The 17,897-nt window shown below is 44.5% G+C and carries 13 protein-coding genes; 4 read left to right on the top strand and 9 right to left on the bottom strand.

Annotation, left to right across the window (positions count from 1 at the left end; all coding sequences use genetic code 11):
- Positions 1 to 5: 5 nt before the first annotated feature.
- The 5 genes from AC1P5O_RS05685 to efp form a co-directional block, all read right to left on the bottom strand.
- Entirely contained in the window at positions 6 to 911 is a 906-nt protein-coding gene (locus AC1P5O_RS05685) for a DUF58 domain-containing protein (protein WP_004646553.1), read from the bottom strand.
- Positions 912 to 923: 12 nt separating this feature from the next.
- Positions 924 to 1,874 carry an AAA family ATPase gene (locus tag AC1P5O_RS05680; protein WP_034436358.1) on the bottom strand — a complete coding sequence of 317 codons (951 nt, stop codon included), beginning with the start codon at positions 1,872 to 1,874 and terminating at the stop codon, positions 924 to 926.
- Between the two features lie 451 nt (positions 1,875 to 2,325).
- Positions 2,326 to 2,628: a YbdD/YjiX family protein gene (locus AC1P5O_RS05675; protein ID WP_052583624.1), complete on the bottom strand. Its 303-nt coding sequence runs from the start codon at positions 2,626 to 2,628 to the stop codon at positions 2,326 to 2,328.
- 10 nt (positions 2,629 to 2,638) lie between these two features.
- A complete protein-coding gene (locus AC1P5O_RS05670; RefSeq protein WP_004279748.1) occupies positions 2,639 to 4,738 on the bottom strand; it encodes a carbon starvation CstA family protein in 2,100 nt (699 codons plus the stop codon).
- Between the two features lie 171 nt (positions 4,739 to 4,909).
- Positions 4,910 to 5,479, bottom strand: coding sequence for an elongation factor P (efp, locus tag AC1P5O_RS05665; protein WP_004279747.1), 570 nt, complete (start codon positions 5,477 to 5,479; stop codon positions 4,910 to 4,912).
- Between the two features lie 382 nt (positions 5,480 to 5,861).
- Here efp and epmB point away from each other — a divergent pair, with 382 nt between their 5' ends.
- The 3 genes from epmB to AC1P5O_RS05650 are packed head-to-tail and all read left to right on the top strand — an operon-like array spanning position 5,862 to position 10,786.
- On the top strand, positions 5,862 to 6,884 hold the full coding sequence (gene epmB, locus AC1P5O_RS05660; protein ID WP_005251335.1) for an EF-P beta-lysylation protein EpmB: 1,023 nt from the start codon (positions 5,862 to 5,864) through the stop codon (positions 6,882 to 6,884).
- 9 nt (positions 6,885 to 6,893) lie between these two features.
- On the top strand, positions 6,894 to 8,639 hold the full coding sequence (locus AC1P5O_RS05655) for a cyclic-di-GMP receptor FimW-related protein (protein WP_005251333.1): 1,746 nt from the start codon (positions 6,894 to 6,896) through the stop codon (positions 8,637 to 8,639).
- The gene (locus AC1P5O_RS05650; RefSeq protein WP_121979713.1) at positions 8,621 to 10,786 is read left to right on the top strand and encodes an EAL domain-containing protein; all 2,166 of its coding nucleotides are present in this window, start codon (positions 8,621 to 8,623) and stop codon (positions 10,784 to 10,786) included. The genes AC1P5O_RS05655 and AC1P5O_RS05650 overlap by 19 nt, the downstream gene beginning before the upstream one ends.
- Before the next feature lie 98 nt (positions 10,787 to 10,884).
- Here AC1P5O_RS05650 and rpmE read toward each other — a convergent pair whose 3' ends face one another.
- From rpmE to AC1P5O_RS05630, 4 genes are all read right to left on the bottom strand, one after another.
- The gene (gene rpmE / locus AC1P5O_RS05645; RefSeq protein WP_004279743.1) at positions 10,885 to 11,109 is read right to left on the bottom strand and encodes a 50S ribosomal protein L31; all 225 of its coding nucleotides are present in this window, start codon (positions 11,107 to 11,109) and stop codon (positions 10,885 to 10,887) included.
- 195 nt (positions 11,110 to 11,304) lie between these two features.
- Positions 11,305 to 12,285: a bile acid:sodium symporter family protein gene (locus tag AC1P5O_RS05640; RefSeq protein ID WP_005251322.1), complete on the bottom strand. Its 981-nt coding sequence runs from the start codon at positions 12,283 to 12,285 to the stop codon at positions 11,305 to 11,307.
- Positions 12,286 to 12,429: 144 nt separating this feature from the next.
- Entirely contained in the window at positions 12,430 to 12,831 is a 402-nt protein-coding gene (gloA, locus tag AC1P5O_RS05635) for a lactoylglutathione lyase (protein ID WP_004279741.1), read from the bottom strand.
- Between the two features lies 1 nt (position 12,832).
- Positions 12,833 to 15,001, bottom strand: a complete 2,169-nt coding sequence (locus tag AC1P5O_RS05630; RefSeq protein ID WP_005251321.1) for an AmpG family muropeptide MFS transporter — start codon at positions 14,999 to 15,001, stop codon at positions 12,833 to 12,835.
- A gap of 198 nt (positions 15,002 to 15,199) precedes the next feature.
- Between AC1P5O_RS05630 and AC1P5O_RS05625 the strand changes: the two genes are divergently transcribed.
- Positions 15,200 to 17,827, top strand: coding sequence for a Lon protease family protein (locus AC1P5O_RS05625; RefSeq protein ID WP_005262133.1), 2,628 nt, complete (start codon positions 15,200 to 15,202; stop codon positions 17,825 to 17,827).
- The last annotated feature ends 70 nt before the right edge of the window (positions 17,828 to 17,897 follow it).

Below are 17,897 nucleotides of genomic sequence, written 5' to 3'. Positions count from 1 at the left end.
CCGCCTTAGGCCTGCGCCAACAATTGTTTGGCTTTCCGCAGTTGTTCTTCACCTGCACCCTGAGGCAATTCGGCCTGTGGCAAATGCAGACTATACGCACATTGCTGCTGCTCGCATTGCTCGACCAGACCCATCACAAATTCAAGTTTTTCTTCATGTGACTGACTCGGCATATGTGCATAATGAATCTCGATACTGTGTTCATCCTGATATTGCTCAAAGACTTTGACATACAAGCCTTGTCCACGCGCAAACTGCTTCCAGGACACCGCCTGCAAGGAATCGCCTGACTGGTAATTGCGCAATTCACGAAACTCATCCATATCCGGTTCAAAACGGTTAAAGTGATATTTATTTTCTGTGCTAAAAACTTCAGCTTTAGGCGCGACCCAGGCCGAATGCTGATGATAAAGATAGGTCCAGGCTCGAACTAACCCAAAGGGATAAACCGAATAAATCTGAATCACCGGATAATCAAACTTGCCACGTTGCTCTGCATAAAATGGCAGAATAAATTGCTGTTTTTGTGCATTCAGATAAACTTTCGCTAGCTGATTCCCTGCTTTGATATACAAATAGCGGGGGCGAAGCTGCTGCTGTTGAAAATAAAGATGCAGATTCACGCTATGACCGACCTGCCCCACATCATCTGCGATCAATTCAATTTTCAGGTCATGCAATTGCTTAAAAGTCAGATAAAAACTGATACACAGCACCGCACTGATTAAAAAGCAGAAACCTAAAATCAGGTTATTGGCATAGTTCACCCCGGCCACAAAGGTGATGAAGATCAACACCAGATACAGATAGCCCTGCTGATAAATAAATACCAAGACATCTTTCTGCGAGAGCTGTTTCTGCTGTGAGAATTGAAAGCGCTTGGCCAGCCATTTTTGCCAGGTTTTATCCAAGAGAGGACTCCTTTAGCTGACCGCAACCTGTTGCATCACATTAAACGTTTCAGCTTCACTTAAACCCAGACGATGCGAAGTCACCGCGACAAATACAGCCTGCACATCATCTGGTGTGACAAAAGCACGTTGCTGAATCAAAGCATACGCTTGTGCTGCGCGCTTCAAGGCCAGAAGGCCACGCGTAGAAAGTCCATGACGGCTTTTACGGGTTTCTTCTGCTAGATCAAGCAAATATTCCTGAATCGCTTCACTGATAAATATCTGATGCGTCAGACTTTGCAGATCCAGAATTTCATCTTCGGTAAAAATATGCGCCAGACTTGCAATCAGGGCAAAACGGGATTCCTGCTGTAATAACAGTTTTTCTGCATGGCGTGATGGATACCCCAAAGATAAACGCATCAGGAAACGGTCTAGCTGGGATTCCGGCAAAGCGTAAGTACCACTTTGGAATAGCGGGTTTTGTGTCGCAATCACCCAGAAAGGTTTCGGTAAGGCATAGCGTACGCCATCAATGGTGGCATAGCCTTCTTCCATGGCTTCGAGTAAGGCACTTTGGGTTTTGGGACTACAACGGTTGATTTCATCTGCCAGTAAAATCTGAGTAAAAATCGGGCCTTGTTTAAACTCGAACTGATGTTCTTTCTGGTTAAACATGTTAATACCGATGACATCACTGGCCAGCATGTCATTGGTAAATTGGATCCGCTGGAACTTTAACCCAGCCAGATGTGCCAGACTGCTGGCTAATGTAGTTTTACCCAATCCGGGTAAATCTTCAAATAAGACATGTCCGCCTGCAATCAAACAACAGAGTGCCAGTGTGGTCTGGGCCTGCTTATCCAACACAATGGCATTAACTTCTTCAAAAAAACGCTGGATCTTGGGTGCATAACTTGCAATTTTTTGTTCAAGCACAGTATTGATGTGTGCAATGTCGTTATTTTCCTTTTGTTTCATGCCCCAGATCACAATAATTTCCTTAATAAAACATGGCCTAAGATTAACATACACTGAAATTTAAATTTTCCCAAAAGATCAATCATCTGTCTGTGTAACTGAATAAAAATACTGATTAGAAAATGGCGAGGATTTAAATAATAGAAGAGTCAAAATGATCAGGTTGAAAAGAAGTAAGAAGCGCAGAAAACAAATAAAATGATCGACACAAATAGAGATCATTTTTCTTTTCGCTCAAATCTCAAAATACCAATCTGAGCTCATCCATCTATTTGAAAAGAATCATACTTAAAAGGTATAGAGACTTAAGCGATTTCATGGATTTTTATAATAAAACTTTTCTACGCTAGCTCAATCAATGACCTCAGATTTAACGCGATCGTCTATTCCTCATATTAATTTTTAACGATAAAAAAAAGCGCCCCGAAAGGCGCTTGCTATGAATTAATGATTAACACGGACACTTCTTCATATCACCGCCCGCAGATGGATAACGGGAATCCACACAGTGACGATAAAATGTTTTCGGGTCCATGGCTTCCAGATCGGGATGATGCTTGCGCATATGCTCCACATAGGTATGGTAATCAGGTACACCGACCATCAGACGGAAACTTTGCTGCAAACGTTGCCACAAGGTCGCAATCCGCGACCAGTTTTTCGGATTCAGTATTAAATCCTTTTGTGACATTACGGTCATCTTGATGATTTTATAAATCATCGTTTTCCCGCTTTTGGCAAACTTCAGATTCATAATATTCCCCTTAATGACCTTTCGCTGGCTGAATCTCTTCAGGATCGCGATAAATCGCTTCTGCTTCATGTACAGATGGCTCAGGATTTGCCAATGCACGACGGATAACGCGAATTGCAGCAAACAACATGACAAAGGCTACAATCATAAAAAAAGCACAGAGTGCAGCATTAATCTGGTTCGACATCGCTACCGTCTGCATTTCTGCCACAGTTTTCGCTGGCGCTAGGATTTCATTATTGGCAATCGCCGTGTTGAAACGATCTGCCTGCGCCAAGAAACCAATCTTTGGATTTTCGTGGAAAATCTTTTGCCAGCCTGCTGTCATGGAAGTGATGAACAGGAACACTGTCGGGATAATTGTCACCCACACATATTTCTGTTTTTTCATCTTGAACAGAATGACAGTACCAAGAATGAGCGCCATCGCAGCCAAAATCTGGTTACCAATACCAAACAGCGGCCATAAACTGTTAATCCCGCCGAGTGGATCGACTACGCCCTGATAGACGAAGAAGCCCCAGCCTGCCACTGCAACCGCAGTACCCAACAGGTTTCCGAAGAAATTATGTGATTGTTTTACTGCTGGAATCACAATACCGACAGTATCCTGCACCATGAAACGACAGGCACGCGTACCCGCATCTACAGCAGTCAGGATGAATAGTGCTTCAAACAAAATCGCAAAGTGATACCAGAACGCCATCATTTCACGACTGTTGAAAATTTCGGTGATGATATGCGCCATACCAATTGCAAAAGTTGGCGCACCACCAGTACGCGACAGAATCGAGTTCTCACCCACTTCCTGTGCCAGTAAATTCAAGGCTTCAGGGGTTACCACAAAACCAAGGGTTCGCACTGCTTCTGCTGCGCTTTCTGCGGTAGTACCGAGCAAGGCTGCTGGTGAGTTAATCGCAAAATAAATTCCTGGATCCAGAATTGCAGCACAGATCAAAGCCATGATCGCTACAAAAGATTCCATCAACATACCGCCATAACCGATCATACGGATATCGCGTTCGTTGTTGACCAGTTTCGGTGTCGTCCCTGAAGAAACCAAGGCATGGAAACCGGAAATCGCACCACACGCAATAGTAATGAACAGGAATGGGAACATAGAACCTGCGAATACAGGACCAGTCCCATCAATGAATTTGGTAATCGCTGGCAGTTTCATTTCAGGCATGGCAAACAGGATACCCACGGCCAAACCTGCAATCACGCCAATTTTCAGGAAGGTCGACAGATAATCACGTGGAGCAAGCAATAGCCAGACTGGCAGTACCGATGCAATGAAACCATAAATGATCAGTGCCCAAGTGAGTTCAGTGCCAGAAAGCGTAAAGAACGGACCCCAATATGGATGTTGTGCGATGTTTTCACCGTAGATAATGCCCAGCATCATCAAGACAAAACCAATAATCGAGACTTCAGCAATTTTACCCGGGCGGATAAAACGCATGTAGATGCCCATAAAGATCGCAATCGGAATGGTCGCTGCAATACTGAATACACCCCATGGGCTGTTGGTCAGAGCTTTCACCACTACCAGTGCCAGTACCGCCAGAATGATAATCATCACGCCCAAGGCACCAAGCATCACGATAATACCGGCAAAGGTTCCCAGTTCCTGTTTTGCCATTTCCCCGAGTGATCGACCGTCACGACGGGTGGAAATAAACAGTACCAGAAAATCCTGGACTGCACCCGCAAGTACGACACCGACTAACAGCCAGATCGTCCCAGGTAAATAGCCCATTTGCGCTGCCAGGATCGGGCCTACTAGCGGACCTGCACCGGCAATCGCTGCAAAGTGATGGCCAAACAAAACACTTTTATTGGTCGGCACATAGTCCAGACCATCGGCCAGACGATGCGCAGGCGTTAAACGGCGTTCATTCAGCTCAAATACTTTGGTGGCAATAAATAAACTGTAGAAACGGTAAGCAATGCTATAGACACAGGCGGCGGCAAGTACCAGCCAGACTGCATTGACATGCTCACCCCGACTCAGTGCCAGAACTCCAAAAGAGACTGCACCCACAATGGCTACCAAAAGCCAAATCATTTTCGAAGTCAGCGTCGACTTCTTTTGTAAAGTTTCCATTCAATCCCTCATATTGTGATGCATACAAATCAGCGTGATTGTTGTTGTTCGAGGTACTGCTGTTTTCCCTTGCGACTTTACGCCTGTTCTTTCGCTTTTCCTCTAAGACTTTGGCATAAAAAAAGGGATGATTTAAATCATCCCTCTCGATAATAGTCTATTTTCAAACCATTATGCACGTTCTAAATAATCACCAGTACGGGTATCTACACGAACGCTTTCTTCTTGCTGTACGAATAATGGAACACGTACCACAGCACCTGTTTCAAGTTTCGCTGGCTTACCGCCACCGCCAGAAGTATCACCACGAACACCTGGATCAGTTTCAACGATTTTAAGTACGACGAAGTTCGGTGGAGTCACGTTTAAAGGCACGCCATTGAACAACATGATGGTACATTTTTCATTTGAATCGTCTTTTAACCATTTTGCAGCATCGCTCATTGCTGTTTTATCAGCTGCGATCTGTTCAAAGGTAACAGGATCCATGAAGTTCCACATTTCGCCATCGTTGTACAAGTATTCCATTTCTACTTCAACGATATCAGCCGCTTCTAGGTTCTCGCCTGATTTGAAAGTTTTTTCCAGAACTTTACCTGATTTAAGGTTACGTAATTTTACGCGGTTAAAAGCTTGGCCTTTACCTGGTTTTACGTATTCGTTTTCCATGATTGAACATGGGTTGCCATCAAGCATAACCTTAAGGCCTGACTTGAAATCATTCGTAGAATAATAGGCCATGACTGGCGCACTCCAAACTTACTAACTTTAATCTATTGATGCTATGGGCTGTTGCGATGTCATTTAGCAAGTCTGACACGAACATTGAGTTGCCACATGCACATTCATTTGATGTTGCGTATTCTAAATGAGCAATACACTTTGCCGCAATGAAAAAATCCGCTTTCACCCACTCAGGCTGTTTAAGTTACAATCAGACATGAAAATCCTTTGTTTATTCATGTCTTGCTCAACGTTAAAATACCATCAGGCGAGCACGAAGATCAGCATAGCTTAATCACTCTTTATTTTATAGCGCAGTGGATTATTGCGCTTCCGCACAAACTGTTAAACTGCGCCCATCAGGCTTTGTCCTCTCACTTATTATTGTTAATCTTCCGGCATGACGAACTATTTATATCAAGAACAAAACTGGCAATCACAGCTCAGCGACCTGATCACTGATCCACGCGAATTGCTTGAAGTACTGCAACTTGCACCAGAGCAACTGCTCTCAGGCGCCATTTTAGCTTCTGAACAGTTTAAACTGCGGGTACCACGTGCTTTTGTGGGCAAAATGCAGACCGGAAACCCTTTAGACCCATTGCTTTTACAAGTGCTGCCCCATCATCTGGAACTGGAAGAACATCCAGGATTTGTTACCGACCCCTTGGGCGAAGAACAGGCCAATCAGCAACCCGGCGTACTGCACAAATATAAATCCCGTTTCTTGCTGACACTGACTGGTGCCTGTGCTGTACATTGCCGTTATTGTTTCCGCCGGCATTTCCCCTATCAGGAAAATCTGCCTAAAAATGAAGACTGGATAAATATCAAGCAATATCTGGAAAGCCAACCCGATATTAATGAAGTGATTCTGAGCGGCGGTGATCCACTGACCTTATCGAACCGGAAATTAAAAACCTGGATTGAACGACTAGAATCAGTACCACATCTCAAATTCTTAAGAATACATTCACGAGTTCCTATTGTGATCCCCAACCGAGTCGACGAAGAGCTACTTAGCATGTTAAAAAACAGTAGGCTACGTATTATTCTGGTGGTACACTCAAACCATGCATCGGAGCTGGATGACTTCACTTGCAAGCGTTTAAACCAACTGGTTCAACAGCAGATCACTGTTCTGAATCAGGCGGTTTTATTAAACGGGGTAAATGATTCTGCTCAGGTTTTAGTGGATTTAAGCTATCGCTTGTTTGATGCCGGGGTCATGCCTTATTATTTACATGTACTTGATAAAGTAAAAGGTGCGCATCATTTTGATTTAGCGCCTGACCATATTAATGAGATTTATACAGAAGTTTTAGCGAACCTTCCGGGGTATTTGGTTCCTAAACTGGTTCGAGAAATAGCGGGCGAGAAGAATAAGACACCGCTTTTTGGGGTTTCAACATTTTTGAGTTAAATAATAAAGATGAGCACGCATACTTCAGACATTTTTCAGACACCGACGGAACTTAAACGAGAGCAGTTGAGCTTTTGTCCAACCACTGCCAAGGCTTTGCAGGAATGGGTTGCGGGGATTTCGATTCTACAGCTGGGGAATTCCTCCAAATCCCTGTTTAATGCCTTATTGGAAGTTTCCGAGCTGAAATGTCCAGAAACCCTGCGCTTTGACCTGATTCAGGTCTTGCATCCCACCCTTGAAAATGTCCTGACCAGTCTGGAAAAGCATTTCGTCAATCAGGGCCTGATCACTTCCGACCGGAATGACCAGATCATTGAACTGGCCATGCTGCTGCGCAGTCATTTTGCCAAAATTTATATCGATATCGTCAAACGCTGTAATCATCAGCTGACGCATCAGAAGTTTTCGCTATTTTCTCTAGGCAAAAAGAAGAGCATTCAAACTGCCCGGATGGTATCGATTTATTATGCCCTGCAACAACTCACACTTCTGTTATATCAACAACATATGCTGTATAGCACGCCGGGTCTGGGACAATGGCTGGCTGCCCATCAACTGCTTGAATGTGCAATAGACAACAATTTCTATCAAAGCAATATCAATCAGGTATTAGGCACCCAGCATGATATCCAGAACATTGCACATGCCTATGCACAGCTGATTTTACTGGATATCTTCAATACTCATCAGATCCGACCTGCAGAAATTCAGGGCCTGTATCTATGCAGTTTTGACTGGGCCAAACTGGTACAGATCCTGCCGAAGGAAACCACGCTGTCCCGTTATGTGGTCGATGCCAGCAAAGATCATCCGCCAATCTTTAATTCCCATCAAGAGCCACAGTTTCAGCCGAGCTTCTATATTTCCACTCAGAACCTGATGGATCATTTAACAGGTACTCAAAGCAAAAATGCCCAGTATCTGTCGCGGAATGAAAAACTGTTCCTGACCCCTGCACTGCATTTTCATATCTACAATCTGCTCTCGAACAATGTCGAGCGTCGTCATGAACGTTATGAATATTCAGCACAGATCAATATCTGCTTTGGCTTGAGCGTGGCGCATTTTTACCTGTCTAAAGGTAAAAACTTCAATGAAACCCTGGAACTCGATGCCAATTATAATTTCCAGAGCGAAAGCAGTTTTGTCAGCTCGATGGAAAACGCCATTCCAAGTAGTTTTAGCAGCATCAAGGCGCTCGATCGAGAAACCAAACAGATCCATAGCGCTGAAGTTCTGGATATCAGTGTCAATGGTTACCGGATTAAATGGACTGGTATTACCCCGGCTAACCTGAAAACCGGTGAATTCATTCTGGTTCAGGAAAAAACCCAGAGTCAGTGGCGTGGCGGTGTGATTCGCTGGATCAAGCAGTCAACGGATAAGAGCCTAGAAATCGGGCTGGAAATTTTGGCACAAGAGCTCTTTCCTTGTGCAGCTTATACCCGTACCGAACGTCATCATGTCAACTATCAGCCTGCCCTGTTGGTGAAAATGACGCAACTGGATCAGGTCTCGACCAGCCTGATTGTCTCTGGTTCACAGATGTTTAGGGAAAAACAAACCATTCATTTACGTCTTGGTCAGGAAGAAATCAAAATCTATCTGACCAAAGCACAACTGATTACGCAGAGTTTCATCCGTTTTGATTATGAATTACTCAATGATCAGGAAGAAGAGATGATCGAAAACTTTATCGATCAGCACATGAATGAAAGCAGAAATCATGATTTATGGGAAGCATTGAAGTGAGAAATCCATTATTGTCTAAAAAGTTAAAACGTACTGAAACACGTTTACTGATTATTGATGATAATCAAATTAGATATAACCAAATCCGTGATCTTCTGACCAGTCATGATTATCAGGTCGATGCTGTGCTGCTGGATGATCTGCAGTCTTTTGAAAAACAGCTGAATTTCAAATGGGATCTGCTTATTTTTGGGCGTGCCTACGATCTGAAATACGAACAGGCCTTAGGGATCGTGCGTCTTTCGCAGCAACCTGACCTTCCGATGATTTTGCTTAAACCGGATGATTATCAGGCTGAACAGTATGCGCAATATATCCGTAAAGGGGTATATGACATTCTCAACTTCGACTACTTGGAACGCTTTTATGTGGGACTGGTCCGAGCATTGTCATTTAGCCGTTTGTCACAATCTCAGCAACATTTAATGACTGAGCTGGAAACAGCACAAATTCAGGCACAATCTTTAGTAGACGACAGCAACCGTGCTGTTGCCACCATTCAGGAAGGGATTCATATTCAGGCCAATGCGGACTACCTGAAACTGTTTGGCTTGCAAAATGAAGACGAAATCATTGGCCTACCGCTTCTGGATCTGCTCCAGCCTTCAGATTTGAATGATTTTAAAACCCGTTTCAAAAAGATTTCTCAGGGTCAGTTTGATTTAGGTCGAGTCGAGATTCAGTCTCTGAATCCGCATGTATCCGCATCTAACCCATTAAAACTGGAATTCTTGCCTTCCACTGCTGAAGAAGATGCGGTACAAATTAGCATTGATACCCAATCTCAAACGGTTTCCTCCAATAAGACTCCTGGAAAACCAAGCGTTTTTCATTCACTTAAGCGTGAACTCAATAAGCAGCCTGCACCAGTAAATGCCTTGGTGACTTTCTCTCTTAGCGCTTATGATCCTGAGCTTCTGCAGTCTGACTGGACTACTTTTAGTGGCTACTTTGAAGCAGTCAAAGAGTTCCTCATGGAACAGACCCATATTTCCCTGTTTAAACTGGAATATGATGTTGTTGTAGGTATGTTACAGGCAGATTCCAAAGCAATTCTTGAATCCAAACTGATCAGTTTAAATGCCTTAAGCAAACCGCAACTCATTACAGTGGGACAAAAAACCTTCCCTCTAAATTTGCGCTTGGGCTATGTCATGCTTGAACAGGGCCTGCAGGATGAAATGCACTGCAATACGCTGATTGGACAGGCATTCTCTACATCTTTACCTCAAGCAGAAGCTGTAGCTGAATTTAAACTCGATATTCCTGCGTCACTGAGCAGTCCGGTTGCGGTAGAAATGCCGAGTATAGATTTCAGTGTTGCTGAAACACCAGTTGCCAGCCCAACATTGGCAGCCGTCAGTCCAGCAGTCACGTCTATTCCTAGCGCTACACCTTCTATTTTGAAAGCCTTAAGTGAATGTCTAGAACGTGGTGAGATTCATTTAAAATATCAACAACTCTATGATAAAGAAGATACGCGTTTATATACCTATGAAGTGACCAGTGGCTTTATTTTTGAGAATAAATGGCAGGATATTTCTAGCCTTTTAGAACTTCATGAAGATGATGAACTGTCCATTAAACTGGATCGCTGGATTCTGGTTGAAGCCAGTAAACAGCTACACAACTATATTACCCAGTATCCTGATGCAAGCTTAATTGTCAATTTGAACCGTGCCGTACTATTTAAAGACCGCACCTTCCCGGAATTTATTTCCAAGCTGATTACGATTATTCGCAGTAAAGTGAAGCATCCGCTAATCTTGCAATTCTCAGAAGAAGATATTTTACTGAATCAACAAGATGCACAAAAATATCTACGCGTGCTGTATGAACATGGCGCACTGATTGCACTGCGTGATTTTGGTCAATCCATGTACAGTCAAAATTTACTGCGCGAACTGGAACTGGATGGTGTCAGCTTACATTCGAGCTTAACCAATATGCTCAATAAAGATACCGAGATTGAGCAGTTACAGGAAAAAATCACCAGCTATAATGAAATCAAGCCACTCAATATTCTGATCCGTGAATTAAATGATATGACATTGTTCGCCAATGCCTGGAACGTGGATGCCCGCTTTATTCAGGGGAATTATTTCCAGAAAAAACTCGATCATTTGATTGATGTGCAAGAGCATTAAGTGCTGCTACAAACCTGCAACTTAGAAAGTGGCATGATCATCTTCTGAATTGCAGGCACAAAAAAACGGGCTTAAAGCCCGTTTTTTCATTTTGGATATTAACGTTTAACAGAACGTGACATACCAGCAAAACGTTGTTTGAACTTGTCGATACGACCGCCAGTGTCAACGTTCTTTTGCTTACCAGTGTAGAATGGGTGGCAAGCTGAACATACGTCTAGATAAAGAGTTTCTTTACCAAGAGCTGAACGAGTTTCGATTACGTTACCACATGAACAAGTAGCAACTAAAGTTTCATATTTTGGGTGAATATCGGCGCGCATCGTCGATTACTCCATTAGATTCAAGAAGGTTTAGCTGTCATCGCTATTGATCACTCTCAACTGAGGAAGCAGGAACATCGTTCATGCAGATCAACACCACAACAGACCATTCTTTTGGCCCACCGAGACGGATACCGTCAGAGCTAAGCACAACAAGTGGGCATTATTATACGTGAAACGAATTTAATATGCGAATTATTCTTCAGCTTCTGACCCAGTCTCTTTGGCCCACAGATTGGCAATAATCCCGCAGACCATTAATTGAATCTGATGAAAAATCATGATCGGCAGGACAATCATGCCCAGCGGCTGGCCAATAAATAAAATTTGCGCCATCGGCACTCCACTGGCCAGGGTTTTCTTGGAACCACAAAAGAATGCCGTTTTCTGGTCAGCGCGGCTAAAGCCCAGCCAGCGTGGAATATAAAGTGATAACAGCATCACAATGGTGAGTAACACCGAGCAAGCCAGCAATAGCAGCAACAAGGTACTCAGGCTCACTTCATTCCACAGCCCGGCCACTACGGCGCTACTAAAAGCGCCATACACCACCAGTAAAATCGAGCCTTGATCGAAGACCTTGACGATTTTTGGCATTTTCATCATTTGCGGATAGATCCAGGGACGCAGAATCTGTCCTGAAATAAACGGCACCAAGAGCAGCAGTGTAATCTGGATAATCGATGAAGTCGGATCAAAACCATGATCAGATTGACCGAGAATAAAAAATGCGACCAATAATGGAGTAATAAACATACCGATCAGATTGGAAAAAGAGGCACTACATACCGCCCCGGCGACATTGCCATGAGCCACTGAAGTAAAGGCGATCGAGGACTGCACGGTGGATGGCAGGAAACACATAAACAGGAAACCCCAATATAGTTCCTGTCCGAGCATGGGTAATAAAATCGGCTTGGCCAAAAGCCCGAGAATCGGAAACAGGGCAAAAGTTAGCGCAAAAACTAAAGTATGCAATTTCCAGTGCATAATGCCTTGCACCACAGCTTCACGAGACAGTTTGGCGCCGTGCAGGAAAAACAGGATGGCAATCGCTCCTGTCGTCACCCAGCCAAAGACTTCAGCCGCCTGCCCCGAAACTGGCAGCACACTGGCCAGCAAAACCATCACAAACAACAGTATCGTAAACCGATCCAATGCCAAGAACTTAAGCATATCCCTATAATCCCTCAGATTTTATTGTTTGATATAAAAATGCCCGGCTATCTTAACAGATGCCGGGCCCATGCTATGCACTCAGATTGATGTAATATTTTCATCTATACATGAATGCATTTCATATATCTCGCTACGTCACACTTAGTTATTACGTGCATTGTTGTCTTGCTGGATCAGCTCGATCTTGTAGCCATCTGGATCTTCTACAAATGCAATTACAGTCACGCCACCTTTCATTGGGCCAGCTTCACGCACCACATTACCGCCACGCGCTTTAATCTCTTCGCAAGCCTTGTAAGCATCATCAACTGCAATCGCGATATGACCATAAGCATTGCCCAGTTCATAGCTGTCTGTATCCCAGTTATGGGTCAATTCCAGTACGGTGTGATTCTCTTCATCGCCATAACCGACAAAAGCCAGGGTAAAACGGCCCTCTTCGTAATCACGCTTACGAAGCAAAGTCATGCCAAGTACTTCAGTATAGAACTTGAGAGATTGTTCTAAATTGCCTACACGTAACATGGTATGTAGCATGCGCATATTAATCATCCTTCTGTACAGATTGTTGTTGGTGTTCACCGAGCAGTTTTGCGACCCAGACCACCAGAATCAGGATCGGAATCCCAATCAGAGTAGTCATCAGGAAGAAATTCGGATAACCGATATTGGTGACTATAGTACCCGAATAGCCACCTAAAATCTTAGGCGTCAGGGTCATGAGTGAGCTAAAAATCGCATATTGAACAGCGGTAAATGACACACTGGTCAAGCTCGACAAGAATGCAATAAACGCAGCACCAGCCAGCCCGGCGGCCAGATTATCGACAATAATGGCAAAATAAAGCCACTTGTCGCTATAAGGTTTAATCACCTTGCCACTGACTTCGACCGTATCTGAACTGTTGCTATCCACCACTGCCAAGGGCTGAATATCGACATCCAGATTCTGGGTATTGCTCAGCTGATCATTGACCTGATAAACATGCGTTGTTTGCTGCAGTGCCTGATCATCTTGCATCAAGACGGCACTGATAATATGTGCAGGTGACTGAATCAGTTGTTGTGCAGGAAGCGCGGCAGTAAATACGCCTTCACTTTCCAGTTTTGCCTCAATATTTTGATCATTGATTTGTAAAACAATCTTTTGATTTTCTTGCAGTGCTTCACCGACATACTGGCCGCGCACTACAATGGTCTTGTCCTGTTCAGCTACAGTGAGGCTATTGTCACTGGTGATCGGCAAGATCTGTAACTGGGTGCTGCCCTGTTCTGTGGTCAAATACGGCATATTGACCTGTACCGGGGCTTGATCAGTAACATCTCCATCCAGATAAGCAGCCGATACTTGTAGCTGTTTGCTCTGCGCCAGCACAGCACTCGGTATATCCAGCTTCCAGTAACCAACTTCATCGGTCTCTGCCTGATAAACCTGATTACCGACCGTGACTTCGACAGCTGCTAGTTTTTCACCAGACTTGACCAGGCCGATAAAAATCAGGTTGGTGGAACAGGCCAGCACAGCACCAACAAACATCAGTTTCATGATGTTCATCTTCTGGGCCAAGAGCCCGCCAAGGAATCCACCGACTAAAGAGAAAATGACTCCATAGACTTTAACTGCCTCGGCAATCTGTTCTTTACTGAAATTCAGGTCCTGATAGAACACATTAGAAATGACGCCGGCAATAATATCGGAGACCCGATAAAAACCGATCAGCAATAACAACACCAATGCCAGTTTCAAGCCATAACGTTTAAAGAAGTCTGCAACCGGATTGACCCAGGTTTCATAGGCCATCTGCCTGTTAACCGCACCCATTTTTACCAAGCTTGCACCAATCGCAAATGCGACAGCACCTGAGCCAATAAAGCGTAAGGCCTCAAAACAGAACAAGGCAAAGGTATCTTCAATAGCAAACTGTTGCTTGATACTGTCCACCAGATTGCCTGAATAGATATAGCTCAGTACAAAACTGATCACCGCAACAAAAAATACGGCGACTAAACGGAAATAATCACTGCGCACATAGTGTTTTCGCACACGGTCAACCTGCGGCTCCCGAATGGACAGTGTGGTGATAATACCGACCAGCATGACAGCAGCCATCGCCAGATAGGTCCATTTCCAGGCATCATAGATATAGTTGCCTTTCGCAGTTCCCAAATAGGCCGCCAGAAACAAGGCACCAGCACCAGCGACAATCATCCCGATCCGGTAACCGGCATTATAGGTGGCGGCCAATACGGTCTGCATCTGGGTTTCCGCCAGTTCAATCCGGTAGGCATCAATCACAATATCCTGCGTTGCTGCGGAGAAACCAAGCAGGACTGCACCGAGCGCCATTTGCTGTAAATGTGTTGCACCCAAAGCCGGATCAGAAAAGGCCATAATGGAAATGGCACAGACAATCAGAATCTGCGCAATCAGCAACCAGGCACGACGACGTCCCAGAGCCTTGGTCAGAAAAGGGACAGGAAGTTCATCAATGAGCGGTGCCCAGACGAATTTAAACGAATAGCCCAATGCGGCCCAGCTAAAGAAAGTTACTGCACTTTTGCTGATTCCGGCCTCACCTAACCATAAAGACAGACTGGAAAAAATCAGAAGAATCGGCACACCAGCCGAAAATCCCAAGAACAGCATGATCAATGCACGTCGATCTAAAAATGCTGTAAATGCGGATTTCCAACCCGTCGTTTGTGTTGTCATTGCTTTATTATTTTCCGCAGAAAAACCAATTGCTGCTATTCAATCCTGTAATAGCGTATCTTTCAACAAGATTTATATATTTATCACATTTCCGGTTTTTTATTTTCTGGCAAAAGCGACATGTTGGCTTGAATTTTTCAAGTAAATCTGTATACCTTAACTCTCATCAACGTAATATTTCGTTTTGGATTTTCAACAGTGACCCAGAGACTCGATCAAATTAATTCTTCTATTGCCAGCAACACCAGCACAACTCCACAAAAAATCCGCTCAGATTTACTTATCTCTGCATTTGAACAAAGCGAAATTAAAAATACTCTGGACCATACCCGGTTAACATCCACCCAGCTGACGCATATTCCAAACCTAGAAAAAATTCCTGCGTCAACCAAACGGATCAAGCCCCTGAATAACTTTTTGGGCCAAGATCGCGCACGCGCCTCAGTTGAGGCCGGGATTGCCCTGCCTTATTCCGGCTATAACATTTTTGCTGTGGGTACCGCAGGACTCGGAAAACGCACCATGGTGAAGCGTTTGCTGCAACAGCACGCCAAAACTATGGAAACCCCGAATGACTGGGTGTTCGTCAATAACTTTCAGAACCAGCGTCAGCCGATTGCGCTAGAACTGCCCTCAGGTCAAGGGCCGAAATTCCAGGCCATGTTGAATCAAAGCTGGCAAACGATCCTCAAGCAGCTTGAGCGCCGTTTTACTGCAGAGACCTATCATAACCGCATTGAAATGATTCGCCAGGAAACGGGTGATGAACAGCAGCAGGCACTGATCGAACTGACCAAAGAAGGCGCAGAACTGGATCTGAAGCTGATCTCGCGACATGATGAGCACTGTTTTGTCCCTGTGCATCTGATTGATGACAAATTGCAGGAAATGTCTCAGGAAGATCTGAATGCATTAAGCAACAAAGATCGTGCCGAACTAGCCTCTAACATGCGCTATATGGACAAGAAACTGGAACGTTTGGGTTTACACCTAGGTGATCTGGAAGATGATGCACGCGATCGCGTACAGATCCTGAACCGCGATATCGCCAAGCAGGTCGTCTTGCCGCGAGTCGAACAGATTCTAGCGAAATTCAAACATGTGGAAGGTCTGGAACATTATCTGAAATATTATGCCGAAGACATTATCAATAATGTCGAAATCGTGCTGGAACAGGAAGAAGATGACTTCACTCCGGCACTATTCAGCCGCGTTCCGGCACGTTATCAGGCAAATGTAATTATTACCCATAAGCCGAACAGTGGTGCACCGGTGATCTTTGAAGATTTTCCAACGCATTACAACCTTTTGGGTCATGTGGAACAACTGACCCAAAATGGCACGATTACCACCGACTTCACCCTGATTCGTTCAGGTACCTTGCACAAGGCTAACGGTGGCTTCCTGATGCTGGAAGCGGAACAATTGCTGGAACAGCCCTATGCATGGCAAGGCTTGAAGCGCGCGCTTAAATCGGGGCATTTAAAATTGTCCTCGCTTGAGCATATGATCACGTTAACCGGCAGCATTTCGATTGAACCTGCTTCGATTCCATTGAATATCAAGGTCATCTTGCTGGCTGAGCCTGAAATTTATTATGAAATTTTAGAGCTTGAACCAGAGCTGGGCAGCATCTTTAAAATCCGTGCTGATTTTACCGATACATTACAACGTAATGACGACAACGAGCAGGCCTATATGCAGCTGATTGCCGACTATGTGCAATCGGATAAATTATTACCTTTTGACCGTTCTGCTTTGGCGGCATTGCTCACAGATTCCAGCCGTCAGGCCGAAGATCAAAGTTCATTGTCATTACATGCCCTGACGCTGGGTGATCTGATCCGTGAAGCACATCATCATGCCTTCCAGGCTGGCGACAAGATGGTGTCAGAAAAACATATCAATACTGCCCTGGATCATCGCAAATATCGTCTCGGCTATTTACGTGAACTGTATTGGCAAGATCTGACTCGTGGTACTCAACTGATCGAAACCCGCGGCCATCGTCTGGGCCAAATCAATGCCCTGTCCGTCATTCATTATGCTGATGTTGAATTTGGTCTGCCTTCACGACTGACTGCTTCGGTTTATCAAGGTGGTGGTGATATTCTGGATATCGAACGCAGTGTCGAACTCGGTGGCTCTTTACATGCTAAAGGCGTGTTGCTGATGTCGTCTTTCCTGAAAGCACATTTTGGTCGTGAACAGACCTTGCATTTCTCTGCTGCACTGGCCTTTGAACAAAGTTATGGCCAGGTCGATGGTGACAGTGCCACAGTCGCGGAACTGTCTGCCTTACTGTCTGCCATAAGTCAGTTACCGATTGATCAATCCTGGGCCATTACCGGTTCCATGAACCAGCTGGGACAAGTACAACCGGTAGGTGGTGTGAATGCCAAAATTGAAGGTTTCTTTGATGCTTGCAAGTTACAAGGTCTGACCGGAAAACAAGGTGTGATTATTCCGCGTCAAAATATGCAACATCTAATGCTGCGTAAAGATGTCACCATTGCTGTGGAAGAAGGTCAGTTCCATATTCACGCGATTGATACCATTGATCAGGCGCTGGAAATTCTGATGGCGCGTCCTGTCGGCACCTTGGATAAAAAAGGTCGTTATAGCAAAAATTCAATCTATGCCGCAGTGATGGCACAGCTGGATTATTGGCAAGCGATTGAAGATGGTGCCGAACTGGTCGAAGTGCCGAAGAAAAAGAAAAAAAAGAAGAAGAAAAAAGACAAGAAGCAAATCGTCGAGCCACAAACTGAAGTTGATGCTGATGCTTCGACAGTTGAAAAGCCGGATGCAGCGACAGAGGATTAACTCTAACCTTGACCTAAGCAAAAGTAGAGATAAAAAAAAGCGCTTCTCAATGAAGCGCTTTTTCACATCT

This window comes from Prolinoborus fasciculus (assembly GCF_056724605.1).
Note: the sequence above shows the minus strand (reverse complement) of the source record. Positions and strands in the feature narration are given on the sequence as shown.